The sequence below is a fragment of the Streptomyces sp. NPDC000345 genome (assembly GCF_042898825.1).
Taxonomy (GTDB): Bacteria; Actinomycetota; Actinomycetes; order Streptomycetales; family Streptomycetaceae; genus Streptomyces.
This window is the reverse complement of record NZ_JBIAZE010000025.1, coordinates 1-23,640: the sequence shown is the minus strand read 5'-3', so window position 1 is coordinate 23,640 and position 23,640 is coordinate 1. Positions and strand designations below refer to the sequence as shown.

25 protein-coding genes and 1 pseudogene are annotated in these 23,640 nt (G+C 67.9%); 14 read left to right on the top strand and 12 right to left on the bottom strand.

The window, feature by feature from the left end; translation table 11 throughout:
* The first annotated feature begins 207 nt into the window (after positions 1-207).
* Both ACFY30_RS37800 and ACFY30_RS37795 read left to right on the top strand, forming a co-directional pair.
* On the top strand, positions 208-1,224 hold the full coding sequence (locus tag ACFY30_RS37800; RefSeq protein WP_390849674.1) for an SEC-C domain-containing protein: 1,017 nt from the start codon (positions 208-210) through the stop codon (positions 1,222-1,224).
* Positions 1,225-1,684: 460 nt separating this feature from the next.
* Entirely contained in the window at positions 1,685-2,152 is a 468-nt protein-coding gene (locus tag ACFY30_RS37795) for a very short patch repair endonuclease (protein ID WP_390849673.1), read from the top strand.
* On the opposite strand, the gene ACFY30_RS37790 is transcribed toward ACFY30_RS37795, so the two are convergent.
* The 4 genes from ACFY30_RS37790 to ACFY30_RS37775 all read right to left on the bottom strand — a co-directional run bounded on the left by ACFY30_RS37790 (position 2,078) and on the right by ACFY30_RS37775 (position 7,653).
* A complete protein-coding gene (locus ACFY30_RS37790; RefSeq protein WP_390849672.1) occupies positions 2,078-3,433 on the bottom strand; it encodes a DNA cytosine methyltransferase in 1,356 nt (451 codons plus the stop codon). The genes ACFY30_RS37795 and ACFY30_RS37790 overlap by 75 nt on opposite strands.
* Positions 3,434-3,654: 221 nt before the next feature.
* Complete coding sequence (locus ACFY30_RS37785) at positions 3,655-5,460, bottom strand: DEAD/DEAH box helicase (protein WP_390849671.1); 1,806 nt, start codon at positions 5,458-5,460, stop codon at positions 3,655-3,657.
* A complete protein-coding gene (locus ACFY30_RS37780) occupies positions 5,457-6,890 on the bottom strand; it encodes a hypothetical protein (RefSeq protein WP_390849670.1) in 1,434 nt (477 codons plus the stop codon). The genes ACFY30_RS37785 and ACFY30_RS37780 overlap by 4 nt, the downstream gene beginning before the upstream one ends.
* 55 nt (positions 6,891-6,945) lie before the next feature.
* Positions 6,946-7,653, bottom strand: a complete 708-nt coding sequence (locus ACFY30_RS37775) for a hypothetical protein (RefSeq protein WP_390849669.1) — start codon at positions 7,651-7,653, stop codon at positions 6,946-6,948.
* Positions 7,654-7,976: 323 nt separating this feature from the next.
* On the opposite strand from ACFY30_RS37775, the gene ACFY30_RS37770 reads away from it, so the two are divergent.
* Entirely contained in the window at positions 7,977-8,957 is a 981-nt protein-coding gene (locus ACFY30_RS37770) for a hypothetical protein (protein ID WP_390849668.1), read from the top strand.
* A gap of 62 nt (positions 8,958-9,019) precedes the next feature.
* Here the strand turns inward: ACFY30_RS37770 and ACFY30_RS37765 are convergent, their stop codons facing one another.
* Positions 9,020-9,646: an ATP-binding protein gene (locus tag ACFY30_RS37765; RefSeq protein ID WP_390849667.1), complete on the bottom strand. Its 627-nt coding sequence runs from the start codon at positions 9,644-9,646 to the stop codon at positions 9,020-9,022.
* A 217-nt stretch (positions 9,647-9,863) separates the two neighbouring features.
* On the opposite strand from ACFY30_RS37765, the gene ACFY30_RS37760 reads away from it, so the two are divergent.
* The 7 genes from ACFY30_RS37760 (at position 9,864) to ACFY30_RS37730 (ending at position 15,513) form a co-directional block, all read left to right on the top strand.
* The gene (locus ACFY30_RS37760) at positions 9,864-10,709 is read left to right on the top strand and encodes a helix-turn-helix domain-containing protein (RefSeq protein WP_390849666.1); all 846 of its coding nucleotides are present in this window, start codon (positions 9,864-9,866) and stop codon (positions 10,707-10,709) included.
* Complete coding sequence (locus ACFY30_RS37755; protein ID WP_390849665.1) at positions 10,710-10,907, top strand: DUF397 domain-containing protein; 198 nt, start codon at positions 10,710-10,712, stop codon at positions 10,905-10,907.
* Between the two features lie 176 nt (positions 10,908-11,083).
* A complete protein-coding gene (locus tag ACFY30_RS37750; RefSeq protein WP_390849664.1) occupies positions 11,084-12,319 on the top strand; it encodes a helix-turn-helix domain-containing protein in 1,236 nt (411 codons plus the stop codon).
* 2 nt (positions 12,320-12,321) lie between these two features.
* A complete protein-coding gene (locus ACFY30_RS37745) occupies positions 12,322-12,897 on the top strand; it encodes a flavoprotein (RefSeq protein WP_390849741.1) in 576 nt (191 codons plus the stop codon).
* A 395-nt stretch (positions 12,898-13,292) separates the two neighbouring features.
* Positions 13,293-13,460 (top strand): hypothetical protein, encoded by a 168-nt coding sequence (locus tag ACFY30_RS37740; RefSeq protein ID WP_390849663.1) that lies wholly within the window; start codon positions 13,293-13,295, stop codon positions 13,458-13,460.
* 83 nt (positions 13,461-13,543) lie between these two features.
* Complete coding sequence (locus ACFY30_RS37735; RefSeq protein WP_390849662.1) at positions 13,544-14,740, top strand: JmjC domain-containing protein; 1,197 nt, start codon at positions 13,544-13,546, stop codon at positions 14,738-14,740.
* Positions 14,674-15,513 (top strand): aldo/keto reductase, encoded by an 840-nt coding sequence (locus ACFY30_RS37730; protein ID WP_390849661.1) that lies wholly within the window; start codon positions 14,674-14,676, stop codon positions 15,511-15,513. The genes ACFY30_RS37735 and ACFY30_RS37730 overlap by 67 nt, the downstream gene beginning before the upstream one ends.
* 5 nt (positions 15,514-15,518) lie before the next feature.
* Here the strand turns inward: ACFY30_RS37730 and ACFY30_RS37725 are convergent, their stop codons facing one another.
* The 5 genes and pseudogenes from ACFY30_RS37725 to ACFY30_RS37705 form a co-directional block, all read right to left on the bottom strand.
* Positions 15,519-16,376: a hypothetical protein gene (locus ACFY30_RS37725; RefSeq protein WP_390849660.1), complete on the bottom strand. Its 858-nt coding sequence runs from the start codon at positions 16,374-16,376 to the stop codon at positions 15,519-15,521.
* Positions 16,377-16,448: 72 nt separating this feature from the next.
* Positions 16,449-17,621 carry a serine hydrolase domain-containing protein gene (locus tag ACFY30_RS37720; protein WP_390849659.1) on the bottom strand — a complete coding sequence of 391 codons (1,173 nt, stop codon included), beginning with the start codon at positions 17,619-17,621 and terminating at the stop codon, positions 16,449-16,451.
* Between the two features lie 102 nt (positions 17,622-17,723).
* Positions 17,724-18,149, bottom strand: a complete 426-nt coding sequence (locus tag ACFY30_RS37715; protein ID WP_390849740.1) for an SRPBCC domain-containing protein — start codon at positions 18,147-18,149, stop codon at positions 17,724-17,726.
* Entirely contained in the window at positions 18,146-18,304 is a 159-nt protein-coding gene (locus tag ACFY30_RS37710) for a hypothetical protein (RefSeq protein ID WP_390849745.1), read from the bottom strand. The genes ACFY30_RS37715 and ACFY30_RS37710 overlap by 4 nt, the downstream gene beginning before the upstream one ends.
* A 76-nt stretch (positions 18,305-18,380) precedes the next feature.
* Positions 18,381-18,515: pseudogene (locus ACFY30_RS37705) on the bottom strand (ArsR family transcriptional regulator); the annotation flags it as partial.
* A gap of 126 nt (positions 18,516-18,641) precedes the next feature.
* Between ACFY30_RS37705 and ACFY30_RS37700 the strand changes: the two are divergent.
* Both ACFY30_RS37700 and ACFY30_RS37695 read left to right on the top strand, forming a co-directional pair.
* The gene (locus ACFY30_RS37700; RefSeq protein WP_390849739.1) at positions 18,642-19,316 is read left to right on the top strand and encodes an RNA polymerase sigma factor; all 675 of its coding nucleotides are present in this window, start codon (positions 18,642-18,644) and stop codon (positions 19,314-19,316) included.
* A complete protein-coding gene (locus ACFY30_RS37695) occupies positions 19,313-20,395 on the top strand; it encodes a CU044_5270 family protein (RefSeq protein WP_390849658.1) in 1,083 nt (360 codons plus the stop codon). Before ACFY30_RS37700 ends, ACFY30_RS37695 begins: the two co-directional genes overlap by 4 nt.
* A gap of 204 nt (positions 20,396-20,599) precedes the next feature.
* On the opposite strand, the gene ACFY30_RS37690 is transcribed toward ACFY30_RS37695, so the two are convergent.
* The gene (locus ACFY30_RS37690; RefSeq protein ID WP_390849657.1) at positions 20,600-21,115 is read right to left on the bottom strand and encodes a DUF2267 domain-containing protein; all 516 of its coding nucleotides are present in this window, start codon (positions 21,113-21,115) and stop codon (positions 20,600-20,602) included.
* Positions 21,116-21,188: 73 nt separating this feature from the next.
* The gene (locus ACFY30_RS37685) at positions 21,189-21,614 is read right to left on the bottom strand and encodes an Hsp20/alpha crystallin family protein (protein ID WP_390660164.1); all 426 of its coding nucleotides are present in this window, start codon (positions 21,612-21,614) and stop codon (positions 21,189-21,191) included.
* Positions 21,615-21,772: 158 nt separating this feature from the next.
* On the opposite strand from ACFY30_RS37685, the gene ACFY30_RS37680 reads away from it, so the two are divergent.
* Together ACFY30_RS37680 and ACFY30_RS37675 are read left to right on the top strand one after the other, a co-directional pair.
* Positions 21,773-22,075 carry a hypothetical protein gene (locus ACFY30_RS37680; RefSeq protein WP_390660165.1) on the top strand — a complete coding sequence of 101 codons (303 nt, stop codon included), beginning with the start codon at positions 21,773-21,775 and terminating at the stop codon, positions 22,073-22,075.
* Between the two features lie 198 nt (positions 22,076-22,273).
* Positions 22,274-23,515 (top strand): hypothetical protein, encoded by a 1,242-nt coding sequence (locus ACFY30_RS37675; protein ID WP_390849656.1) that lies wholly within the window; start codon positions 22,274-22,276, stop codon positions 23,513-23,515.
* Positions 23,516-23,640 lie beyond the last annotated feature (125 nt).

Genomic DNA, 23,640 nt, shown 5'->3' with positions numbered 1-23,640 from the left:
GCAAGGCACCGGTAGGGCACCGCCGAGCTGCCACGGGCGTCGGCTCCGTGCCGCTGACCTGACCCCTGGCCTGCTCCCTGGCCTGACCTCTGACCTCTGACCTGTGCCCTGACCTGGCCCTGGTCCGGCTCCCGGCCCGGCTTCAGGCCCGGCCTCTGGCCCGCGGATGTCTCACCCATGTCACCGGTCGGCGCTACGGTGTCCCCCATGCGCCCCGACACGCCTGCCGAGAACGTCGACCACACCGCCGAAGCGGCACGCCTGGAGCGAACCGCCGGCCTGTATCCCGAGGACGCCGAGGCCCTGCTGCTGCAGGCCGCGGCCCACCTGGAACTGTCCGGCGACCGCCCGGCGGCGACGGCCTTCTACGACCGCCTCCTGTCCTCCCCGGAGAGCCTGGACAACCCCCACCTGGTCCGGGCCCTGAAGGCCTCGAACCTCTGGGAGTACGGCCACGAGGCGGAGGCCCGAGCGATCATCGACGGCCTCCGCGCCGCCGCCCCCCGCGACCCGGCCCCCTGGGTGATCATCGCGGAGGCCCTGGAATCGCACGACGAGCTGGAGGCGGCGGAGGCGGCGTTCTCGGAGGGAGCCCGTCTCCTGCTGACGGACGTGCCCGAGCCCCCGTACTCCACCCACCCCCTCCTCTTCGGCCGCCACCGCGTACGGCGGATGCTGGGCGCGGCCCACGACGAGTGGGACCTGCTGGCGGACACCCTCCACTCCTCCCCCGTGTCCCTGGACGAACTCCACGACCCCAAGCGTGTCTGGTCCCTCGGCTCGGACAACCCGGCGGAACTGGCCGCGGAGATCTCCCGCCTGCGCGCCGAGCTGGGCACCTATCGGGAGGCCCTGTCCCGCCCTTTCCCGGTGGCCGTCCTCCACTGGCCGGCGCCGGAACTGGCGGAACTGGTCGCCGCCTACCCTTCGCTGGAGGCGGAGTACCCCTCCCACGAGCAGCACCTCGCGACCATAGAGGCCTCCCTCCGCGAACTCGCGGCCTCCGGCACGGCCAACCTCGGCATCGTGACCGGCACGGTCCCCTCCTACGAGGCCTTCGCCGCCTCGGAGGGCACCTCCCCGGCCGACGGCGACCTGCTCCCCCAGTACGCCACGACCCTGGCGGCCCGAGGACGAGCCGTGGCCTGGCCGCCGCAGAGGGGGGCGGCTTGCTGGTGCGGGTCGGGGAAGTCGTACGCGGCCTGCCATGGGCTTGGGACCTGACTTCCCAGCCCCCACCTAGTCCGTGCGGCCCGCCGGGCACACCTGGCGGGCTTTGGGCCTATGCGGACACGGACAGGGAAGCGTGGTGCTCGCGACTCACACGCTGTAGGCAGGCGGGACATTGGTGGACGGCACAGACCCGCAGCGCACGCACAGAATGACCATTACGCCGGAGGCTCGCCGAGCCCACCCGGCGTCATGATGACGCGACCGCGTCCGGCCCAAGGTCGGCCCCACTCAAGAGACCGTCCCGGGCGCCCCGCTTCCCTGAAGGAAGCGAGCGGGGCCCAACCTGGGCCTGGATCGCTTGCTCTGCCTCTGCAGCGTTCGGCCGCGCCGACCCACGTTCTGGGTCAGCCTGCCGCCACAGAACGACCTCCTGGCCAACGGCCTCGCGCCCCGCTATCACAAACGCCGCCCTCTCGGATCGCGTCAGCCGTCTGGGGCTAGGCTCTGAAGCGTGTCCGATGATCCACAGTGGGAAGCGCCGGCAGGCTCCTGGGCCTCTTCCGCAGCTCGGCGTCGCAACATGCAGGCGATCCGTAGCCGTGACACGAAGCCCGAGTGGCTGATTCGACGACTCGTCCACGCTCAAGGCCTGCGGTATCGCGTAGCCGCACGTCCCCTGCCAGACCTTCGCCGGACGGCAGATCTGGTGTTCCGTCCGGCGAAGGTGGCCGTTTTCATCGACGGCTGCTACTGGCATGGCTGCCCGGAACACTATGTGCCGCCGAGGACGAATTCGGGGTACTGGTCAGAGAAGGTTCTGCGGAACGTGCAACGCGATCGCGACACCGATCTGCGCCTCAAAGAAGCCGGGTGGCTCGTGCTCCGCTTCTGGGAGCACGAGCCTTCAGGCGCCTGCGCGGATAAGATCGCCGCTGCGGTTAAGCGGCGGCGGGGCATCACCGACACGGGACTTGTCTGATACCGGAAGAATCAGCTGCTCCGAATGCGGCACATCCGAGACGGAGTTGTCGGCGTCCAGTTCGTAGCCGCTGAGTAGTTGACTGCCGTGTTCCGGTCGGAGCACTGCTGCGATGGCACGGCCTATCGCCTCCGCAACCGGAGGCGGAAAAGCGTTCCCAACCTGCCGATACTGGGCGGTCTTCCGCCCTTGGAATTTCCAGTCGACAGGGAATCCTTGGATGAGCGCGGCCTGCTCCACCGTCAGCATCGGGCCAGCAGGGCGGAAAAGATCACGCTCGGGGTCGCAATTGGCCGGGTCATTGGCAACCCCCATCGCGTCCACCCCCAGAGCTTCCCACGCTCGCTTAGCCCTAGTCGGCCCCAGGTCGGCACCACCATGCTTCTTCGACCCTCCGACCAAGGTTGGAGCGACCCCTCTGCCAGTCTCGGCCGCTCGAGAAGCCTTGCGCAGCCAGTCCTGGTACACGTCCTTGCCGGTCTGCTCTCCCGGTTTGGCCGGTTCCCCGTTCCTGTTCTTCGTCCAGTATTTCCGGCAGCGTGCTTCCATGCTGGCAGCAAGCGCGTCAAACACCGTAACCTGCTGGCCCTTAATTTTCGAGGGCCAAACAAACTCGACACCCGAAGAATTCAGCTCATCCTCGTGAATCACAACCAAGATAGCCCGTGGGCGGAGCTGCGGGACACCGAAATTACTTGCATCGATCCGCCGCCAAACCTTACGCATTGCGCGATCCTGCTCAGCAGCCGACCAGCTCTTCTTTATTTCGGGAACGACGTAACCGAGATCGCGAAGCTCACCCAGAATATCTCTGCGATAGTCGATAAAGATCTCCGGGGGCTCCAAAATCCCTCGGACATTCTCAATCATTACCGCCCGTGGCATGAAATCTTCAATGATCTTCAGAGCATCCGGGAAGAGATCACGCTCGTCGTCTTTCCCCAGCCGCTTCCCTGCCAGCGAGAAGGGGGGGCATGGCACACCACCGGCCAGGAGATCTAGCTTCCCCTTACCGATCTCAAGATTCTCACGCACAGAGGATGAAAGAAATTCCTTCACATCCATGGGCGCAAGCGCGCTCCTGTGTTCTTCATCCCATCCCGGCCAGTCACCCACATTGGCCCGGAGTGTTTCCACCGCATGCGGATCCCACTCCACAAGAGCCAGATGATCAAAGCCCGCGTTGTGCAGCCCAACGGCTTGCCCGCCCGCACCGGCACAGATCTCCAGTGAGTTCAGTGGCCGGGTGAACTGCGGACGCTCGCGACCGCTGGCGCTCATAGGGATCCTTCCAGGAGTGACTCAAAACCGGTGCCAAGTGTCGCAGAGCCCACGATGACTTGCTTGCTCTTGAGCACTTGACACCCACGAGTCTCCCACTGTCTCACCGCGCCTCATTACGGGGGCCAGCGGTGGCCACAGAGCACTTGTCCTCCTCGGCGTCGGCACGCCCTTCCTTCCCGTGGCGGCCGCTTGGCCGGGAGGACACAGCTGTCTGCGGATCAACCCCTTCCCATGTGCCTCAGGAGCGCCTCAATGTCGCCTGGCGCGAGCCCAGCCGCCACGGAGGGCTCTTCCTCCAGATCAGCCAGCTGCTGAACGGTGGGGTCGTCAAGGATCTTCCCCATGAATTCGAGCTTCTGGTCCATACGCACCTCAACCACCTCGTCGATGGTCCCCCGAGCCGCGATCACCGTGACTCGCGTGTCCGTGCCGGGTGCGAGGCCCAGCCGGTGGATGCGGTCAAGACTCTGGAGGTAACGGCCTGCCATGAAGTCCCGGTCCACGTAGACAGCGTCATGGCACACCTGATGGAGACTGATTCCCTCCCCGAGGGTCGCGGGGTTGGAGATCAGCACCATGCAGCTTGGGTCTTCCCGGAAGCGGCGCAGTTGCTCATCCCGGTCGGGCGTACCGCCATACACGACAGCCGGGCTGTACTTCTCCAGCATCTGGGCCAAGGTCGTCAGGCTGCGCACGAAGGTCGTCCATACCAGCGTCTTGCGGCCCTGCACGGCATTCTCCGCGACGATCGCCAGAGCTTCCTTGTACTTCGGTGACAGCTCATAGTCCGGCAGGTTCTGCATGAGTGAGTACAGCGAGCTGCCGGCCGGGATGTCCAGCGGGGGCAGCTGATAGGCCAACGGCTCGTATTTGGTGGCGCCTTCCAGCAGCAGCGCGGGGCTCGTCGCCGCCATCAGCAGACGCAGCGCTGTCTTGCCGAGAGCGCTGAGATCGTCGCGAGCGGTACCAGCGGACATGCCCCCCACCAGCGAGCTGTAGATCTCGGCATGCAGTTCCGGCATGTCGACATAACGCATGCGCAGGGTCATCGGCGGCAGGCCGAGTTCCTGCTTGGTCGTACGAGTGAACAGAGGGCGCAGGACCGTGCTCGCGTAGGCCAGGTCGCCGCCAGCCACCGCCCGGGTCACCGTGCGCTGTCCGTGGCCCGGCCAGACGAAGCCCAGAAGGTTCTCCAGGTCCTTGGATCCATTCGGCGCCGGCGTGCCGGTCAGGATCAGCCGCCGGGCCGCTAGCGGGCCCAGCGCCATGCACGCAGCGCCGTACGTGCCACGCGCACCGAGCTTCATTCGGTGGGCCTCGTCGAGGATGATCATTGACGGGGCGGCCTTCAGCCAGTTCGCCAGCAGGGGCAGCGAACGGTCCAGACGTTCGTAGTTGACAATCAGGACCTCCGCCCACTCGTCCAGCGAACCGTCCAGAACGTGCGTGCGCAGCGGGTAGCCGAAGCACACGGCGGTCTCGTAACGCCATGACTCGTAAGCGGACTTCGGACACACAACCAGCAACCTGGTGGCGCGTCCCTGAGCCCGCTGCGCGGCGTACACGGCAAGGGCCACACGGGTCTTGCCGGCACCCGGAACACTGAAGTTCGCCCCATGGCCCAAGGAAAGCAGCTTTGCTATATCCCGCCGCTGGAACGTATTGAGATCAGCCGTCCAGGTGTCTCCGAGCAGGCTCAGCACCTCGTCCGAGGCAACCTCAGACGGGGCCCCCGAACCCGCTAGCCGTTCCTCGACCAGCCTGGAGTCCCGGACCACGCCGGAGACGAGGTTGCGGAGTTCCGGAGTCCATTCCACCCCTGAGGGGTTGGGCCAGCCGCTGAGGACCGTGAGGTCCGCGAGGAGTTCGTCCAAGGCCACTGAGGCGGCCAGGGGGCCCAGCTGGCCGCCGGTACGGAACCGGGCGGCCAGCTGGACGAGGTCCTGCTGGTACTGATCGGTGGTGCGCAGGACCACTCGGGTACGCGTGTCGTCGAACCCCAGACGCAGGGACGTTTCCGTCACCGGTTGCCCTCCGCCGTGGCCGCGGCAAGGAGCCAGGAGACGCCTTCGCCGGGGTTCGGGATGCCGCGTCCGGCCTGTTGGGCGAGCTTGCGCAGGCTGCCCTGGAGGTTGAGCACAGCCTCGTCGAAGGCCTCCTCGTCCAGGCTGTTCGAGGTGCGAGCCTGGACCAGTTCGACGACACACTGGTCGATGTTGGCGCAAGCGTCGGCGAGCCGGGCCGGCGCGAGCTGCTTGCGCTTGCGCACCCGGGCATCGCGGCCGTGGCTGTCAATAGCCTTGTCGAAGGCATCCTTCGCGCCGTCAAGCAGCGCCTGTGCCTCGGCCTTCTCGCGGTCCGGGAGCCCCGCCGTGGTATTCCGAACCGTGGCCGCAGCCCGCAGGATGCGGTCGTTGAGAGCACGCGCCGCCGACACGGCCGTCGAGGCCGCCGGCACGTCCAGGCCAAGGCCGGGAATGGAAACGGACTCGGCCTGCGCGGCAGCCCCGCTGTCCGCCAGCACCGGCGGCAGAACCTTCTGCAGGTACCCCTCGTCCAGGAACACCTCGTCGATGTGGCGTACGTCCGTCTTCGAGAAGTCCAGCAGGATCGCTGCCAGCCGCCATTCCTTCAGGACTTCGGCCTGGTCACGGTCGAGGCTCTCCAGCTTCACGTACAGGCGCTGGAGTTCCTTGAGGCGCTCCTGCGCTCCCTCCCAGTCGACCAGCCGCAGTGCGACACCGCCGCCGCTCGCACTGCGGTCGTTCAATTCCTTGATAACACTGAGGATCCAGCGCTCCTGATGGTACGTCGCCGTCCGGATCCGGAACTCCTTGGCGATCTGCTCAGGGGTCCGGCCCAGCGCCGCCTGCTCTTCCATGGCGAGCAGCCGGTTGATGTACGAGTAGTCGCGACGCTGGTCCTGACGGAGCTGGAGCGCCAGCTCTACGGCGTCGATGTCGGACTGAGTGAACGACGACGGGAGTACGCCCACCCTCATCGACTGCTGACCAAGTTCGCGCAGGGCGACGGCGCGGGTATTGCCGTTCACCAGCACGCCGTGATGGGTGACCAGTCCGGGGTCGTTCTGGCCGAACTGGCGCAGGTCCTCCTTGAGCTTGTCGAAGTCAGGGTCCCGCAGGTCCGGGTTGGACGGCCGGGCCTGGAGCAGAACGCGCAGATACTCCTGGCCTGCCTCCCCGAAGGGATCCTTGTCCAGATTCCGGTCCTGGTCAGGCTTATGGGTGCGCTGGGCACGGATCCGGTGGGTGCCCGGGTTGAGGTAGAGGCCGCTCAGCGGAAGGTCGACGACATCGACGTGGATCTGTTGTCCATTCCAGTCGACCGTGACGGTCTCCCGGGTGCCACCAGCTACCCTTACCTCCTCCAGCCTCTTCTTGATCAGCTCGCTGAACTGCTCCGCGCGCGGCGGCGGCGGGAACTCCCGCAGCATGACTCTCCCGTCCTTTCTGTTGCCGGTCCTGTCCCTGTGGAGCTGCCGTTACCCGTCAGCCGGTCATGTCACTGATGGCCTTGGCCACCTCGCCACGCGACTCCTGGGGGAGGGTCCGGTAGATACCCCAGACCTTCTCAATCGGGCTGAACGTGCGCTGGTCGGCGTCAATCCACTTGGCGAAGAGCCGCTGCTCCAGCGGGGCGAGGTCCTCTACGAGCTCGAGCAGCGCGTCAAGGTCGACCTCCCGGTCCGGACCGCCCCCGTTCCCGCACCTCTTGCACTCGGTGACGAGCTGGTACTCGGGCACCTTGCTCTCGCCGGAGTGGAGCACCTTACGCCGGGACACATTGAGCTTGGCCAGTTCCATGCCGCCGCTGTCTTCGTACGCTTCGCCGGCACCGATACCGCACGACCGGCAGAGGTAGTTGTCGTCCTGGAGAACCTTCGCGCGCTGAGCCGCGGTAAGGCTGGACTTGTGCCTGGGCGCCTTGGACCGGCCCGGGATCCAGACATCAGCGCCCCTGGTCACGAAACGCTGTTCCTGCTGCAGCAGGGAGGGGTCGTCACGGCTGGTGTCGATACGCCAGCCGTGGTCCCGCAGGTCGCGGAGCCTGCGGTCGATCTGGGAGACCTCCGGGAACGCCTCACGCAGCTGCGTCTTGGTGAAGATGCGGCCCTCCCCAACCTCGGTGACCAGCCACAGCGCTGCCCTCACCATGGTCCCGAACTTCTTGTCCTGATAGGACGGAATTCCTTCCATTTAACCCCTCCGGCAGTTTCGGAGCGTGTGCCGACTGCTACTAGCGCAGCATGCACATAAACCCCGTATTCCCCCGCTCATCTGCGGCTCATCCAGCAGCTCACACCATGACACGGACGGAAGTCCAGCCCTTTCCCGCTTGCTCGCAAGAAAGCAAGTGCACGGATGAACTTGCTCGGAAAATGGCAAGTCCGCCCGGCAGAAAGCAAGGGATCTTCGGCATCACGACGTACCTCATCGGGCACAATTGCCAATCACAGACAGCGCCTTGGGGTGACGGTCCTAGGGCGTCTGAGCGACTTCGGACTGGGAGGCAGGGCCGCATGACAACCGAGGGGGGCCACATGCCTGGGCACGGCTGGCTGGACAGACCGCTTGACGACAGCTGCCCGCCACGGAAGCGGGAACTCGCACTGGCCCTGAGAGACCTGTTCCGCCTGCTGAAGCAGAAGGAACGAATCCCGGGCAAATCCGATAAATCGGAGATCAAGCCGTTGAATCAAGCCGGTGCAGCGAAACGCCTCAACAGCAACTCAACTTCTCTGTCACGCATCGTCAACCATGACCCCAACAACCCCAGGGTCCCTGACCAGGGCTTCGTTACACGCCTATACGAGGCCGCCTGCGCCGACGCTGCCGCTGACCAACAGGAGGTCCCCTTCACCTTAGAAGCCCTGCTGGATCTCCGCACCAGCGCTGAGGGTGAGAGGCGAGGCTGTAAGCACTGCGTGGAGCTGGGCAAGAGAATCGATTCGCTGACGCAGCGGACCAGTGTTCCCTGCCCCTCCTGCGCAGCTCGCGAGCGGGAACGGGAAGAAGAAAGAGGGGGAGGAGAGGACTCCGCTGGCCTGGCAGCCGCCAAGAGTGAGGCTTCAGCCCTGCGAGCCAGCGTGGAGGGGTTGAAGGCGAGCGAAGCCGGCCTGCAAGTACGTCTGGCGATGGCCAAGGCTTCCAGGCCTCCGCTGCCGGTCCCCCTCCAGCGGGGGGACCGGCAGCGGAGCGAGCAAGAGAGGGCGGTGGCACGGCAGCTGGCCGCGCACGCAGCCGAACTGGACGGCGCCGGAAAGCAGGACTCGGCGCTCACCCTGCTCCGGCAGGGCACGACAGAGTTGCTGAACCCTTCCGAGACCGCGCTGGTCATGGTGGAACTGAGGCAGCAGGAGCGGGACCATCTGGCCGACAACCTGATCCATGTCTATGGCCGGGATCAAGGAGACCGGCAGGTCATGGAAGTCGCCCTCGAACTGCACGCGGAGGGTGCTGTAGCCGACGCCGGCGCGATACTGCGTGCAGCCCTGAGGTAATCGCCGGCCGCCCACACCTGCCCCGGTGTCTCCTCTCCGCGCTGGGAGGCCTGCTGCCGGTGTCAGGCCGCGCCCGCTTCGGCCTCGTAGTGCGTCTGAGCCTTGTCAAGGATGCCGTCCGGGTCTTGGCCACGGCCGGCTGTCCAGTGGAGCAGGTCCGCGATCAGCTCGATCGCGGACTCTTCGAGACCTCCTTCCCTAGTCCTCTCCTGCTTGCCACCCCGCCCACCCTGATAGGACTCCAGCGCTTCCACAGCTCGTTCGATGCGGCGGCAAGATGTGCCCGCGCCGAGTGCGATCTCACACCAGACCGCTCTGCCGACAGCGCTCACGATCGTTCCCCAGTCCACTGCGATTGCCGCGAGGAGGTGCAGACCCCTGCCGCACTCGTCATCACGTGTCGCAGGTTTGAGCTCTGGGAGGGCACCGCCCTTGTCGTGCACTTCCACTCGCAGCCGCTCGCCTCTCCACTCCAGGATCAGTGTTGCCGAGGTGCCCTCCCCTACGTGTTTGACCACGTTGGTGGCGAGTTCAGAGACGAGCAACTCCGTTTCGTCGGCCGCAGCGAGAACGCCCCACTCCCGCAGTTGACTGCGCGCAGCTCTGCGAAGCTGGCCCACTTCCGCCGGCACCGCCTTGAACGGCAGGACACCGCGGAGTCGGGGTTCGGTGACGTCGTAGCCCTGCATGGCCACTCCTCCCTCCCAGGCCACGCACATGCTGCGCCTGCCGTGTCCGTACGGCTGCACTGCGTAGCGGTCTGACAGAGAGCATGGCATGGAGAAATCTCCCCGTGTAACTTCTCATGGGAATCTATCGGGTGAATCCGATGGTGAGGCCGCCTGTCACTGCCTAGCCTGATGGGCATCTCCGGGCCCGGCACCCGGTTCAGGGTGAAGGAGCGGCATGTCAGAGCGGACCACTACTCGCCGACGCCAACTGGGCGCGATGATGCGTAAATTGCGCGCCCGCAAGGGGCTCACCCTGGAGGAGGCCGGGCAGCTTGTCGGCGTGTCCAAGGCGACTGTCAGCCGCTACGAAACCCAGGCCGGACCAGTGAAGTGGCTCGTCGTCGACGCGTTGTGCCGCGAGTACGGGGCAACTGACGCGGAGCGAAACGCTGTGGTGTCCATCGCCAAGAACGCCAGGCAGCAGGGCTGGTGGAGTCCCTTCGCCGATTCCATTCCCGAGAGCATGAACCTGCTGCTCACACTTGAAGACGAAGCCGTGCGCGAGAGTCACTTCGCGTGCGTCTACGTGCCGGGACTGCTGCAGACACGCGCGTACAGCACAGCACTGCAGAGGGCCAACGAAGTGCCCTTGGCCCCAGCCGAGATCGAGCGCCTGGTCGACATCCGTATGAAGCGGCAAGAGATTCTCACCCGCGCGAAGCCGCTGCGCCTGTGGGCGATCCTCGACGAGTCCGTGATCCGGCGCGTTGTCGGGTCACCCCAGATCATGCGAGAGCAGCTCGACCTGCTGCTGGAAGCAAACGATTCTCCTCACATCACCCTTCAGGTACTCCCGTTCGCCAAGGGCGCCCATGCCGCCGCGCTCGGCAGCTTCGTCATCATCGGCGGCCCCGAGCCCACTCTTGACGTGGTGTACGTCGACTTCCATACGGGTTCCCTCTTCCTGGAAACGGAAGAGGAACTGGAGCGGTACAGACTTGCGTTCGAGTACCTCCAGGCACAAGCGTTGGACATGGAGGCCTCCTCCACCATGATCCATCGTGCTCGCAAGGAGTTGTGAATGTCCTCCGATGCCACGTCTGCCTCCGGGCCCGTCTGGTTCAAGTCGTCGCATAGCGGCGGTAACACAACCGAGTGCGTGGAAGCCGCCTTCGTGCGGGCTGGTGTACTTCTGCGGGATTCCAAGGCTCCGGGCAGGGCCTGCATCTCGGTGTCGGCCGACACCTGGTCCCTGTTCGTAAGCGCTGTGTTGAAGTGATCCACCGGGTCCTCATCCTGCGCGAGGGAACCGCGGCGGGGATACGCGCAAAGCGCACCAAATGACGTCCTGAGCCATCCCCCTCGCCCGCCGGCAGGCCATCCCTCCCCCGACGTGGAGGAGGCAGGCCGTTCCCGTGGCGGACAAGGTCCCTTCAGAAACGAAGGAGGGCACGTATGCATGGTCTCGGAGATCATCTGACCATCGGCGAGCGAATCGCCTTCCATCGGCGACGCCGCGGCTACACCCAGCAAGTCCTCGCCGGTCTGGTGGGTCGCAGCACGGACTGGCTTGCCAAGGCGGAGTCGGGTCGGCGAAAGCCTCCACGGATCGACATGCTCGCCGAGCTGGCCCGCGTGCTCCGAGTGCCACTCGGTGACCTGCTCGGGAAGCCCGTGCTGATGGAGGACGCGCAGCAACAGGACGACGTACCCTCAGTCCGGGACGCGTTGATGAGCCCGCGCCGCCTGTCCCGGTTGCTCTTCAGGCCGGAGGCCGAGAGCCAGCTCCCGACGCCGGGCTCGGTGGCGCCCCGCACCGAAGAGGCTTGGGACGACTATCAGGCCGGTCGGCTCGGCAAGGTGGTCGCCGCGCTTCCCGGGCTTCTTCAAACAGCCCATGGGCTAGAGGATCGCGCCGTCCGCTCTGCCCCTGATCGCATGGCCTGCTGGGCGGTCTCCGCGCGCGTCCATCACCTTGCTGCCACGACGCTTGCGAAAATCGGGGAGTCCGACATCTCGTGGCTCGCGGCGGAGAGGGCGATGCGAGCGGCTGATGAGTCAGAGGATCCGCTCGTCCTGGCCTCTGCTGCCCGGTCGGGCACTCATGCTCTGCTTGCCAATGGCCGGTACGACGATGCTCTGGAGTTGGCTTTGGCGGCCTCGGGCTGGCTCTCCACGCGAATCGAGGAGAGCGATCCGGCCGCCCTGAGCCTGCTGGGTATGATCCACCTCCGCGCGGCCATCGCCGCAGCCCGGCACCAGGACCGCTCGACCGCCATGAGCCTGTTGCGCCGCGCCGAAGAACTGGCCGACCGGCTCGGTGCCGACGAGAACCACTGGCACACGTGCTTCGGTCCGACGAACGTGATGCTCCACCGGCTGTCAGCAGAACTGGATCTGGACAACGTCTCGTACATGGTGGAACACGGTGACATCGCCATTGACCACGTAGCGGCGGAACGGAGCGTCTCCCACCGTATCGACTACGCCAGAGCGCTCTCCCTGACCGGCCGGGTAGACGACGCGTTCACACATCTGCGCACAGCCGAGTCCACGTCGCCGCAGCTCGTGCGGAACAATCCTCGGGTCCGCGACACGCTGCGCGATCTGATCAAGCAGGCTCCTGTCACGGGCGGCGCTCCTTCCTCGGAGTTATTCGTGATGGCTCAACGGTGCAGGGCGGTGCAGTGAGCATGGGCAAGGGCCGGATCCTGGGAGTCGTAGGTACAGGTGCCGGCGGAGTCGAGACCTTGCGCTCGGGCCTCGTGGAGCCGGCGCTGGCGCGGGGATGGCGAGTGGCGGTCACGCTCACCCCAACGGCCGGCCGTTGGCTCAGCATGAATGGCGAAGCCGACCGCCTGGAGAGGCTGACCGGCCTTCCTGTCCGGCACGAGGCGCGGTTGCCGGGTGAGACAAGTCCACACCCGAAGGTGGACTGCTACGTGGTCGCCCCCGCGAGTGCCAATACGGTGGCCAAGCTGGCAACCGGCATCGCCGACAGCCAGGCACTGACGCAAGTAGGGGAAGCCATCGGCACTCTCGGCCTGCCCGTGGTGGTGTTCCCGAGGATCAACGCGGCGCATGCCCGCCACCCGGCCTGGAAACGTCACATCGAGACTCTTCGGCAAGCCGGCGTGCACCTGGTTTACGGGGCAGATGTCTGGCCTCTGCGCGAACCACGAGAAGCACCCGTTGGGCGGGAGCTGCCCTGGGCTGTGGTGCTCGACACGGCTGAACGCGCCGTAGATGACGCGATTCGCGGCTCCTGAACTGCGGTAACAGCGAACCCGGACAGTTTGTCAGGGCTCTTGGTCTTCAAGGCATCCACGCTGTCATCTGCGGGGCCCGCCAACGCTGTGCTGGGCCGCCCCTGCCGACTGGAGACGGGAGTTCGCCATGCCCTGAACGAGTTCTCACCAGCGCCGCACGGGTCAGTCGGCACAGCGGCAAGGGCGACGCTTCCGCGACAGAGGGGAATCTCCGGCCGGCCGGGCACAGGAGCACCCATGAGTTCCGCTCCTGGTCGAGTCCCCAAGCAGGGACGGCGGTCTGGCACCCCGCCGGAGAGAATCACCCGCCCACGGGTTGCGACCCCTGACCCCCGGAGCACAGCGCATGCCGTCGGCCTCAGCTTTGAGAGGCCTCGAAGAGGAAGGAGCACGAGGTGGCAGAGAGTGCGACACCGCCCCAGGCCCGGCAGGGCCTTCTGATCGTGGTGGAAGAGCTGTCCGCCGTCCACGACCGCTACGACAGCCTGCGGTCCGACAACGCAGGAAGCTCCGGCGACGCGCCGTGGCCCGGTGGTGACGGCAACCTGCACGACAGCGAGTAGCGGTAAACCGGCGGGGGCCCACGGAGCACCGTGCCGGCCCCCGCCGTGCCTGCGCCACGCAGTCGGACCTGGAGGAGGAAATGATGAGGCATCAGTTGATCGACGGCATCGAAACAGCGCTCGGCTGGAGCAGTGCGGGAGGTCTCGGCAGGGGCTTCGCACGGGGAAGCACGGATGACCCGTACCTGATGTCCCGCATCCTGACCCCCGATCGCATGCTCGACATCGCCATGCGCAGGAGCATGAATCGCCCGCAGTTCCGGGTCTTCCAAGAGAGCGAAGAGGTGCACCCGGCCATCTATTTCACCGACAGCGTGAGCCCCCGGGGGCAGAGCATCCCCATGGTCAATATGCACAGTCTGGGCAGGCTCCTCCGTGACGGAGCGACCGTGATCCTCGACCAGGCCAATGTCTTCGATCCGACGCTGGAAGTCGCATGCCGGGCGTTGCAGTGGTGGTCACGCGAACGGGTGCAGGTCAATGCCTACCTGACCACGAACGAGGCATCCGGCTTCCCTCTGCACTGGGACGACCACGATGTAGTGATCGTCCAGCTCGCCGGCGAGAAGGAGTGGGAGGTGCGCGGGACTTCTCGGGCCCTGCCCATGTACCGCGACACCGACCCCAACAACACGCCGAGCGAAGAGATCATCTGGTCCGGAGTGATGAAGACCGGCGACGTGATGCACATCCCCCGAGGGCACTGGCACCAGGCAACCCGCAACGGTCATGGTTCGGGCAAGAGCCTGCACGTCACGTTCGGTATCACCAAACGCACAGGGGCGAACTGGCTCGCCTGGCTCGGCGACTGGTGCCGCAAGAACGAGGTCTTCCGGCACGACCTCGACCGCCAGGACGGGGCTGATACCCAGGCTCTGGCCGATGCGGCCACGCGACTGATCGTTGAGCGCTCCCCGGCCGAGTTCCTGGCCTCATACGAGCAGGCGATGCCGCTTGCGAGGCACGTGCCCTTCGTGGATGCGTTGGGGCAGCTCCGCGCCGTGGTCTGCACGACTCATTTCCCTCCCCTGATCCGGGACAACGGGGAGACAGCGGATGTTCTGGCGTCGGGCAAGAAGCTCACCTTCAACGCCAAGGCTCTGCCCTCGCTGCGCCTTCTCCTGAGTGGTCGGCCGGTCCATCTGGACCGGGCCGCGCAAGCCATCGGAGCCGAGGCTGTGGACATCGCGGAAGTACTGGTGAGGGAGGAACTGTGCGCGCCACTGACCCCCGAATTGTTCTCGGGTTACACCGGTCTCGTCACGAACGCCGACTCCTGACAGGTGCACTGGACCTGGGCGTCACGGAACTCGACACCAGCTCCAACTATCTCGGATTCCTCTCACACGAAGTATTGGCGAGGACGTCCGCGGATCTGCTGCCGAGGTTTAGGATCTCCACTAAAGTCGGCTATTTCAGGACTCCAGACGGGGCTGAGCACTCTCTCGACCCCGTTCGGCTGCGGACGGCCGTGGAGCAGGTCACCCGGGACCTCGGGCGAGAGCCGGACCTCGTGTTCCTCCACAACCCAGAGCACTCTCTCGAAGAGGCTGCCTCTCACAGCCGGGAGGCCCTGGCAGACGCGTGCGCCGCCCTGGACGACACCGCGATGAGGGGGCTGTGCGGTGCCTGGGGCGTCGCGTCCTGGGACCCCTCGCCACTGCCGGATCTGATCGACGCGTCCACGCCGAAACCGTCCGTCATCATGGTCCGTGCTGGTTTGCTGGTCGGCACGCGAACGCTCGCGGCAGCAGATGCCCTTTCTTCGGCGTGGGGCCTGGACGACAGCATGCTGTGGGGTATGAGCCCCTTCGGGGGCAGCACTAACGCGCCCCTCTGGGACCGAGCGGATCCGCGGGTCTTCCTGCAAGACGGTGACGGGCTCACCCGTGTGCAGGCGGCCTTTCGGGCCGCTTATTACCTGCCGCAGGTGAGTGCGGTTGCTGTCGGCACCGATAAACCCGCCCATCTGGGTGAGCTGATCGACGCTTTGGCCTATGAGGTCGATGGGCGCGTGATCCGCGAGTACCGGAGTCTGCTTCAGGGCGGATGACCTGGTCAGCCAACTTGAAGCTCCGTGATGATCTGCTCCGCCGTGTGGCGAGCGGACTCCAACCGGGGATCCTCCGGGTGCGCGCCTGGTCCGAGGATCTTCGAGCAGGTGAACAGGGTCATCAGTTTGCCGTCCCGGCTTTCGAAATCGTGACGCCGCTCCTGCCACACACGATCAGCCAGAGTCGGCACAGCGAGCGAACTGCCCCACAGCGTCGCCGAGTCAAGCCCTCGCGGGGCGTTACCCCAGTCCTCCCAGTCGAAGAGACAGAACGTCGGGGCGGTCATGTTGGCCCAGTTCAGATCGGCGTGGGCCGGCACCCACCGCTCGACGGTCGTGTCGAAGTCGCCGGGAAATGCGGTGCGGATGGCCTCGGTGACCAGAGCCTGCGTGATGGTGACGGTGTCCGGTGTGGCGATGCGCCTGGTGTGCTGCGCCGCGAGTGCGTCCAGGGATTCACTGAACGCCTGCCACCACGTGTCCCTCAGCCTTGGGTCGGCGGTCAGGACAGCGGTGCCGATGGGGTTCCCGGGCAGGAGTTCGGTCTCGTCAGCTCTCCACATCACGGGCGCGTCCGTGTCCCGCCAGACCACACATCCCCTCCATACGGGCTGGACGACGTCCTCCAGCCGCGCAGCGCACTCAGTGCCGTTCCAGCCCTGATCACCGATCTTGTCGAGCAGTCGACGCTCGACCCGGACCCAGGTACCGCGCTCTGTCCGTGCCCCTACAGAACGACGCTTGCGCACAACGCTCTCCCGGTCCAACCGGGCCTGAAAGGACTGCTCGACACGATCAAGAATCTCGTCAACCGGCTGAACACGCAGATCGACGGAACGACCAGAGGGGACCGAGAGCGTCATGCGAGCGACCGTAGCAGCGGTGCGAAAACCCGGAAGGACATCCCGGCCCCGTCTCGTGAAGTCCGGAAACCCCTACCCCAGCGACCTCCGCACCGCCTCCACCAGTGCCCCCGCCCGCGCATCGTTCGGGTCCTCGATGATGTGGTTCATGACGTAGCCGAAGGCGAGGTCGTGGTCCGGGTCGGCGAAGGCGAGGGAGCCGCCTCGGCCGGGGTGGCCGAAGGCGTTCGGGCCGGTCAGGGGGAGGGTGTCGGTGGGGAGCATGTAGCCGGAGGCGAATCTGGTCGGCGTCATGATGACCCGGTCCGGGCCGGCGGACTGTTCCTTGGCCGCCGCGGCGACGGTCTCGGGGGTCAGCAGGCGGACGCCGTCCACCTCGCCGACGAGAGCCGCGTACATGCGGGCCAGGGCGCGGGCGGTGCAGATGCCGTTGGAGGCGGGGAGTTCGGCGGCCTGGACCTCGGGGGAGTTGAAGTCGATCTCGGGTGGGTCGGTGACCGCGAACGCCCTGTTGGTCAGGGAGTCCGGGTCGAGCATGGCGGCGACGAGGTCGCGGTACTCCTCGGGGACGGCCTCCGGGGGGACGGTGGAGAGGTCGGCGCCCGGCTGCTGGTACACCATGCGGGTCACCCGGTCGTGTGCGGTCGCCGGCAGGCCGATGAAGAGGTCCAGTTCCAGGGGGGCGGCGATCTCGTCGGCGAAGAAGCGGCCCGGCGTGCGGCCGGACACCCTGCGGATGACCTCGCCGACCAGCCAGCCGTAGGTGCGGCCGTGGTAGCCGTGGGCGGTGCCCGGCTCCCACAGGGGGCGTTGGGCGGCCAGGGCGGCCGTCATCGGGTGCCAGGCCAGCGCGTCGGCCAGCGGGACCGGTTCGTCCAGCGCCACCAGGCCCGCCTGGTGCGACAGCAGTTGGCGCACCGGGATCCGCGCCTTGCCGTTCGCCGCGAACTCCGGCCAGTACTCGGCCACCGGGGCGTCCAGGTCCAGGACGCCGCGCTGGGCCAGCAGGTGGGCGGCGGTCGCGGTCGCGCCCTTGGTCGCCGAGTAGACCAGCTGGAGGGAGTCCCGTGTCCAGGGGCGGCCGGTCTCCGGGTCGGCGGTCCCGCCCCACAGGTCCACCACCGGGCGGCCCCGGTGGTACACGCACACCGCCGCGCCGATGTCCCCGTGCCGCTCGAAGTTCGCCGCAAACGCCTCACGCACCGGTTCGAACCCGGCCGCGATCTCCCCGTCGATGGTCGTCATACGGCCCATCCTGGCAGGGGAATCGTCCCCGCGGCCGGCTTCCACGGGAACGGTGCGGGAGCGCGAGGGGCGGCGTCGCGGCCCCGGCCCCCGCCGCTCGGGCTACGCCTCGTCCAGGGTCTTCGTGAGGTGGGACAGGACGTGCGGCCAGCCCTGCCCCATGCCCTCGAACGCCGCCCTGCCCAGGGGTGAGTCGAGGTCGAAGCCGTCGTGGGTGAGGAAGAGGCGGGTGCCGGTGCCCTCCGGTTCGAGGCGCCAGGTGATCGTCGTATCGAGGCTGCCGTCCGCGAAGCTGTAGCGGAGGAGACGTTCCGGGTCGACGTCCAGGACCTCGCAGGGCTGTTCGCCCCAGGGGCCCATGTCGAGGGTGAAGCGGTGGCCGACGACCGGGCGGACGTCGCCGGCGGCCCACCAGCGGGCGTGCGGGTCCGCTTCGGTGAGGGCCTTCCAGACGGCCGACGGGGGGTGCGGCAGGAACTGGTCGCAGTGGACTGCGGTGGGGGTGGTGTCGCGGGGTGCGGGGGTCATCGTTCGGGGTCCTCGCTGGGGTTCTGATCCGGCTCGTGCGCTGCGGGCGTCCGTGCCTGTTCCTGTTCGTCCAGGACGGCGGCCGGCGTGCGCATCCTCTCCCGCCAGTACCGCTCGAAGGGGTGCAGCCACTCGCCGACCTCCGCCAGCGGCATCGGTTCCAGGTGGTAGAAAGCGCCGGCGGCCGCGGGGTTCCTCGCGTACGAGGCGGGCCTGGCGCAGGACCTGGAGGTGTTCGGAGATGGCGGGGCGGCTCAGCTCGAAGCGGCCGGCGAGGTCGTTGACCGCGCGGGGGCCCTCGCGCAGAGCGTCCAGCAGCCGGCGCCGTACGGGGTTGGCGAGGGCGCCGAAGACGTCCGTGGGCATGGGTGCGACGACACGTCGGAGATTTCCGACGCGTCAAGGGGCGTCGTGTGAGCCACGCCACGGGAACCGGTCCCGGAGGGCCGGAGAGGTACATGTGTGACATCCAACGATGACGACGACGGCCGTCTGCGCGGGCGGGTGCGGGGCGGGGAACGCGAGGCGTTCGCCGAGCTGTACGAGCAGCACGCCACGGCCGTCTACCACCATGCCCTGCGGCTGACCGGCGACTGGTCGGCGGCCGAGGAGGTCATGTCGGAGACGTTCCTGGCGGCTTGGCAGGGGCGGGGGGACGTGGAGGCCGAAGGGGGCTCGTTGCGGCCGTGGTTGTTCGGGATCGCCACCAACAAGGCGCGCAACGCCGACCGCGGCCTGCGGCGACGGCTCGCCTTCCTGGCCCGGCGCGCCCCGGAGGCGGAGGCCGAGGCGGTCGGCGACTTCGCGGAGGACGTCGCGGGGCGGGTGGACGACGCGCGGCGGCTCGCCGACGTACAGCGGGTGCTGGGGCGGCTTCGGCGGCACGAGCGGGAGGTCATCGCGCTGTGCGTGTGGGGCGGGCTCGACTACGCGCAGGCCGCCGAGGCGCTCGGGGTGCCCGTCGGCACCGTGCGGTCGCGGCTGTCGCGGGCGCGGGCCCGGCTGCGGAAGTTCGTCGAGGGGGAGGAGCGCGCGGGACGGAGGGAGGGCGGGGAACGCGGGGAACGTACCTCGCATACGGGATTTATGGAACCGCGGGCCCGTCGCGGAGAGGTAGGGAGTGAGGCCGCGTTCGTGGCCCTGCCCATTCAGGAGGAAGCCCGATGAACTCCACTCCGGACCGACGCGAGCGGGAGGAACTCGACGGGCTGGCGCGGTTGTTGCCCGCCGGTCCCGTCGAGCGGGGGCTGCCGTCCGGGCGTCACTCCCATCACAAGGACGTACTGATGCAGCTCATCGATCGTGACCAGGCGGCTCGGAGCGGCCGCGCCCGTTCCCTGCCCAAGCCCCGTGGGTTCGTCCGGCCCGCCCTGATCGCGGGGGCCGTCGCCGTCGCGCTGGCCGCCGGGCTGACCGTGGGGATCGGTGCGGGGCGGGACGCGGACGGCACCGCGCCGGTGCGGGCCGGCGCGAGCGGTGCACCCGGCGGGGGGAGCCGTAGCGCGGTCGTCACGCTCGACCGGATCGCCGCGGTGGCGATGCGCACGGACGTCGAGGAGGTCGGGGAGAGCCAGTTCGTGTACGTGCGCACCCGGACCTCCGAGAACGAGGCCGACTGGGGGCAGCCGGTGCAGCCCGGCTCGCTGCACGACCGGGAGGTGTGGTTCTCGCAGCGGCCGGGGCCGCTGGTCGAGTACGGGCTGATCCGCGAGAACGGGGACGACTTCCCGATCAGGATCCTGGTGCCGGAGGGCTCCGACGGGGAGCGGGCCGGGATCGACCGGCCCACCTACGCCTGGCTGGCCTCCCTGCCCACCGATCCCGGCGCGCTGCTGAAGAAGCTGTACGCCGAGACCCCCGTCTCCGAGGGGGAGGACAGGGACCAGGCCGTCTTCTCCCGGATCGGCGAGCTCATCCAGGAGCAGATCATGCCGTCCGCCACGGCCGCCGCGATCTACCAGGCCACCGCACGGATTCCCGGGGTGACGGAGGTGGACGACGCGGTGGACGCGGCGGGGCGGCACGGCATCGCCATCGCCCGGGAGGACACCCGACTCGGCCTGCGCACCGAGTGGATCTTCGACCCGGACACCCTCGGCTACCTCGGGGAACGGTCCGTTCTCACCCGGGACTCCGCGATGGGCAAGGCGGGAACCGTGTTCGACACCCGCGCCGTACTGGAACGCGCGGTCGTCGACAAGAAGGGTCAGGAGCCCGGCGAACGCCGACGGGCCACGCGGAGTTAGGGCCTTCCGGCGGGGCGGGTGCGGCGGGGCGGGTACGGCCGGGGGCGGCCGCCTGCATCGGTGAACCGCCGCTGTGGCACGGCGGTGGCCTCGCACGCTCCCCCGCGGCCGCCGCCGGCGCATCGCCTTAGCCGGTACGGCCGTACGCCGGCGGCGGCCTCGCTCGTCACCGCACCGCCCGCGCGGCCTCGTCCTTCGTGGACTTCAGGCGCGCGGCGCCAGTTCCGCCCTGCCGAACAACAGGGCGTATCCCGGCGGGAGCTGGTGCAGGATCCGGTCGGTCAGCTGCTCGCCCGCCAGGGTCGGCAGGACGCCGAGCACCGAACTCACGTCCCAGCGGGCCGTCGCCGGCGTCGCGTCGCCGATCCGGGCCGCGACCGTCTCCACGAACTCCCGTGCCGACTGCGGGCGGGTGACCGGGATCTGGGACGCGACCACCCGGGCCGCCTCCTCGGGGAGGGCGCGGACCAGGTCCACCCTTTCGTCGCCGGTGAGATGACCGCCCAGGGCGGCGAGGACGATACGGGTGACGCGTTCGGCCTGCGCACTGGTCGGGTACCCGCCTGCCTCCTTCACCGAGTCGACCAGTTCGCTCCAGCCGTCGCTCCCGCCGCGGCTCCCGCCGCCCCCGCGGACGGAGGCGGGCCGGAACCTGTCTCTCCCCGGGGCGGGCAGCACCACGCGCGGGGGCGCTGTGGCGGTGGTCGTCGTCGCGTTCATCGCTTCGGTTTTTCCTCCTGGGGTCCGAACCACCCGACTGCTCGTCTCGGCGCGGCTCATGCTCCGGCCGCGCTCAGCCGCTGATCTGCTTGCGTCCCTCGCCGCCGCCCGAGATCTGGATGCGGCGCGGCTTGGCCTGTTCGGCCACGGGGATGCGCAGGGTGAGGACACCGGCCTCGTACGAGGCGTCGATGCGGTCCGTGTCGAGGGTGTCGCCGAGGAACAGCTGGCGGGTGAAGGTGCCCGTCGGGCGCTCGGCGACGATCGTCTCCGCGCCCTCGGGGGCGGGGGAACGGCGCTCGGCGCGGACGTTGAGGACGTTGCGCTCGACGTCCAGCTCGATCGTCTCGGGGTCGATGCCGGGGAGGTCGAAGTGGACGAGGAAGTCGTCCCCGGACCGGTAGGCGTCCATCGGCATCACGGCGGGGTGTTCGGCGGTGCCGAAGATCTGCTGCGCGAGCCGGTCGAATTCACGGAAGGGGTCGGTACGCATGAGCATCACAGTCACTCCTCTCGAAGGTGCTGTCGGGTGCGATGCCCTACGCCTTCTTATATAGCTCGTCGGAGGAAACTTGACAACCATCGACTCAGGTTCGTTGCTTCGACCGTCCTGAGCGTTAGCCTCGTGGCCGAACGGGAGATCCAGAGGAGGCAGGCATGGCGAAGGTTCCCAGCTCGGTGATCGCCGCGGGCGGGCTCGTCGGTGGGTACGGGGTGGCCCGGTGGACGAGGAAGCGGCAGCTCGGCGGGGCCGTGCTGGCCGTCGCCGGGGCCGCGGCCGCTCAGCAGTGGCGGCAGCGGGCGGGCGGGAAGGCCGCGGGGGCGCTGGGCGCCGCGTATGTCGCCGCCTTCGCCGGGTCCCATCCGCTGGCGAAGAAGGTGGGCGCCTGGCCGGCCGTCTTCGGGGTGGCGGGCGCCGTCGCGCTGGCCTCGTGGGCGGTGGCGGACCGGCGGGGCTGACCGCGCGGAGCCGGCAGCGCGGGGCCGACCGGCGGGGCCCGCCCGCGCCGAGCCCGACCGACGGGGCCCGACCGCGCGGGGATCGTATCGACTGACGCCCCCTCACCACCCTTGCGCACATACGCAATTGCGCCGCCTTTTCGAGTTCGCATAGTTTTGCGCGTCATGACCATGGCGCGCAGAGCGATCATCAGGGGCATGGCGGCCGTACCGTTCGCCGGTGCTGCCGGAACCGTGCTTTCCCCCTCCGCCGCTCACGCGGCCCCCGTCGGCCGGAGCCAGTTCCGGCTCGCCGCACGGGCATCCAACGGCTACGGCACGTTCGCCGACATGAACGCCGGCCTGGCGGCCAGACTGCCCAAGGTGAGCGTGAGCACCGTGCTCGCAGGCGCCGACCGCAAGGCCAAGCGGCTCACCGGCGCCCCCAGCACGGCCGCCGCGTTCCAGGCCGGCTTCGCCTGGGACAGCGCGGACCAAGCGGTCAACTACTGGATTCCGCAGGGCGTCACCACCAGCGCCGACGCCCACAACAGCGGGTACTACGGCGGCAGCGACAAGGTCATCCTCGTCTCGTGGTACTTCGAGTCCGACCCCGACGGCGACAAGGTCGTCGACCACCCGCTCGACAAGGGCATGCGGCTGACCTTCGTCGACTACAACAACGCCGCCGCGCCGACGTACCGGCACGTCCTCCTGGTCGAGCCTGTCAGGACCAGCTCGGGCGCGCCGTCCTTCCGGCCCCTGCGCAAGCACGCCGGCGGCATCATGTGGTACGGCGACTTCCTGTACGTCGTCGACACCTACAAGGGGCTGCGGATCTTCGACCTGCGCACCCTCTTCAAGGTCGCCACCACCGAAAAGGACGTGTGCGGTCTGCACACCGATGGCCGGTACCACGGCTACGGCTACCAGTACGTCCTGCCGCAGAGCCACGCCTACGACAACGCGGGCACGTTCCTGCGCTACTCGACGATCGGGCTCGACCGGGCCGGTGACCCCGACAGCCTGGTGATCGCCGAGTACTCGCTCTCCGGCACGGTCGACTACGGGGAGGACGCCTTCATCGGCACGGGCAAGCCCAGCACGGCCGTCCCCAAGGTGGTGCGCTGGCCGCTCGACCAGTCCAGCCGGTACCTGTCCTCGCTCACCCCGACCGAGGCCGTGACGGTCAAGCAGAAGAAGATCCAGGGCGCGGTCTCCCGCAAGTCCCGGCACTACCTCTCGGTGAGCGACGGCCCGTCCCGTAAGGGCGCCCTGCGTACCTTCACCTCCAGCGCCTCCACCGCGAGCACCGTCGCCGGCCTGGCCGTCGGCTGCGAGGACCTCAGCTTCCACAGCAAGGACGCGTCCGGCTGGAAGTACCGCGAGCACGTCATCTGGAACGTCAGCGAGTACGCCAGGAAGCGCTACGTGTACGCGGTCCGCGCGGACGGCTCCTAGCCTCGCAGCCCCCTGGCCGTGGCCCTGGTCCTAGTGTCCCGGTCTTGAGGTCTCGCTTCGCCTCGTGAGTTGTGTTCTGTTTCAGATCATGGCCGTGCCGGTGACAGCGCTGCTCTTCTTCGGTG

Excerpts from the sequence above, each read along its gene's own strand:
- ACFY30_RS37800 (WP_390849674.1), top strand. The coding sequence starts at position 208 with ATGCGCCCCGACACGCCTGCCGAGAACGTCGACCACACCGCCGAAGCG.
- ACFY30_RS37790 (WP_390849672.1), bottom strand. The coding sequence starts at position 3,433 with ATGAGCGCCAGCGGTCGCGAGCGTCCGCAGTTCACCCGGCCACTGAAC.
- ACFY30_RS37780 (WP_390849670.1), bottom strand. The coding sequence starts at position 6,890 with ATGCTGCGGGAGTTCCCGCCGCCGCCGCGCGCGGAGCAGTTCAGCGAG.
- ACFY30_RS37775 (WP_390849669.1), bottom strand. The coding sequence starts at position 7,653 with ATGGAAGGAATTCCGTCCTATCAGGACAAGAAGTTCGGGACCATGGTG.
- ACFY30_RS37770 (WP_390849668.1), top strand. The coding sequence starts at position 7,977 with ATGACAACCGAGGGGGGCCACATGCCTGGGCACGGCTGGCTGGACAGA.
- ACFY30_RS37765 (WP_390849667.1), bottom strand. The coding sequence starts at position 9,646 with ATGCAGGGCTACGACGTCACCGAACCCCGACTCCGCGGTGTCCTGCCG.
- ACFY30_RS37760 (WP_390849666.1), top strand. The coding sequence starts at position 9,864 with ATGTCAGAGCGGACCACTACTCGCCGACGCCAACTGGGCGCGATGATG.
- ACFY30_RS37755 (WP_390849665.1), top strand. The coding sequence starts at position 10,710 with ATGTCCTCCGATGCCACGTCTGCCTCCGGGCCCGTCTGGTTCAAGTCG.
- ACFY30_RS37750 (WP_390849664.1), top strand. The coding sequence starts at position 11,084 with ATGCATGGTCTCGGAGATCATCTGACCATCGGCGAGCGAATCGCCTTC.
- ACFY30_RS37745 (WP_390849741.1), top strand. The coding sequence starts at position 12,322 with ATGGGCAAGGGCCGGATCCTGGGAGTCGTAGGTACAGGTGCCGGCGGA.
- ACFY30_RS37735 (WP_390849662.1), top strand. The coding sequence starts at position 13,544 with ATGAGGCATCAGTTGATCGACGGCATCGAAACAGCGCTCGGCTGGAGC.
- ACFY30_RS37725 (WP_390849660.1), bottom strand. The coding sequence starts at position 16,376 with ATGACGCTCTCGGTCCCCTCTGGTCGTTCCGTCGATCTGCGTGTTCAG.
- ACFY30_RS37720 (WP_390849659.1), bottom strand. The coding sequence starts at position 17,621 with ATGACGACCATCGACGGGGAGATCGCGGCCGGGTTCGAACCGGTGCGT.
- ACFY30_RS37715 (WP_390849740.1), bottom strand. The coding sequence starts at position 18,149 with ATGACCCCCGCACCCCGCGACACCACCCCCACCGCAGTCCACTGCGAC.
- ACFY30_RS37710 (WP_390849745.1), bottom strand. The coding sequence starts at position 18,304 with ATGCCGCTGGCGGAGGTCGGCGAGTGGCTGCACCCCTTCGAGCGGTAC.
- ACFY30_RS37695 (WP_390849658.1), top strand. The coding sequence starts at position 19,313 with ATGAACTCCACTCCGGACCGACGCGAGCGGGAGGAACTCGACGGGCTG.
- ACFY30_RS37690 (WP_390849657.1), bottom strand. The coding sequence starts at position 21,115 with ATGAACGCGACGACGACCACCGCCACAGCGCCCCCGCGCGTGGTGCTG.
- ACFY30_RS37685 (WP_390660164.1), bottom strand. The coding sequence starts at position 21,614 with ATGCTCATGCGTACCGACCCCTTCCGTGAATTCGACCGGCTCGCGCAG.
- ACFY30_RS37680 (WP_390660165.1), top strand. The coding sequence starts at position 21,773 with ATGGCGAAGGTTCCCAGCTCGGTGATCGCCGCGGGCGGGCTCGTCGGT.
- ACFY30_RS37675 (WP_390849656.1), top strand. The coding sequence starts at position 22,274 with ATGGCGGCCGTACCGTTCGCCGGTGCTGCCGGAACCGTGCTTTCCCCC.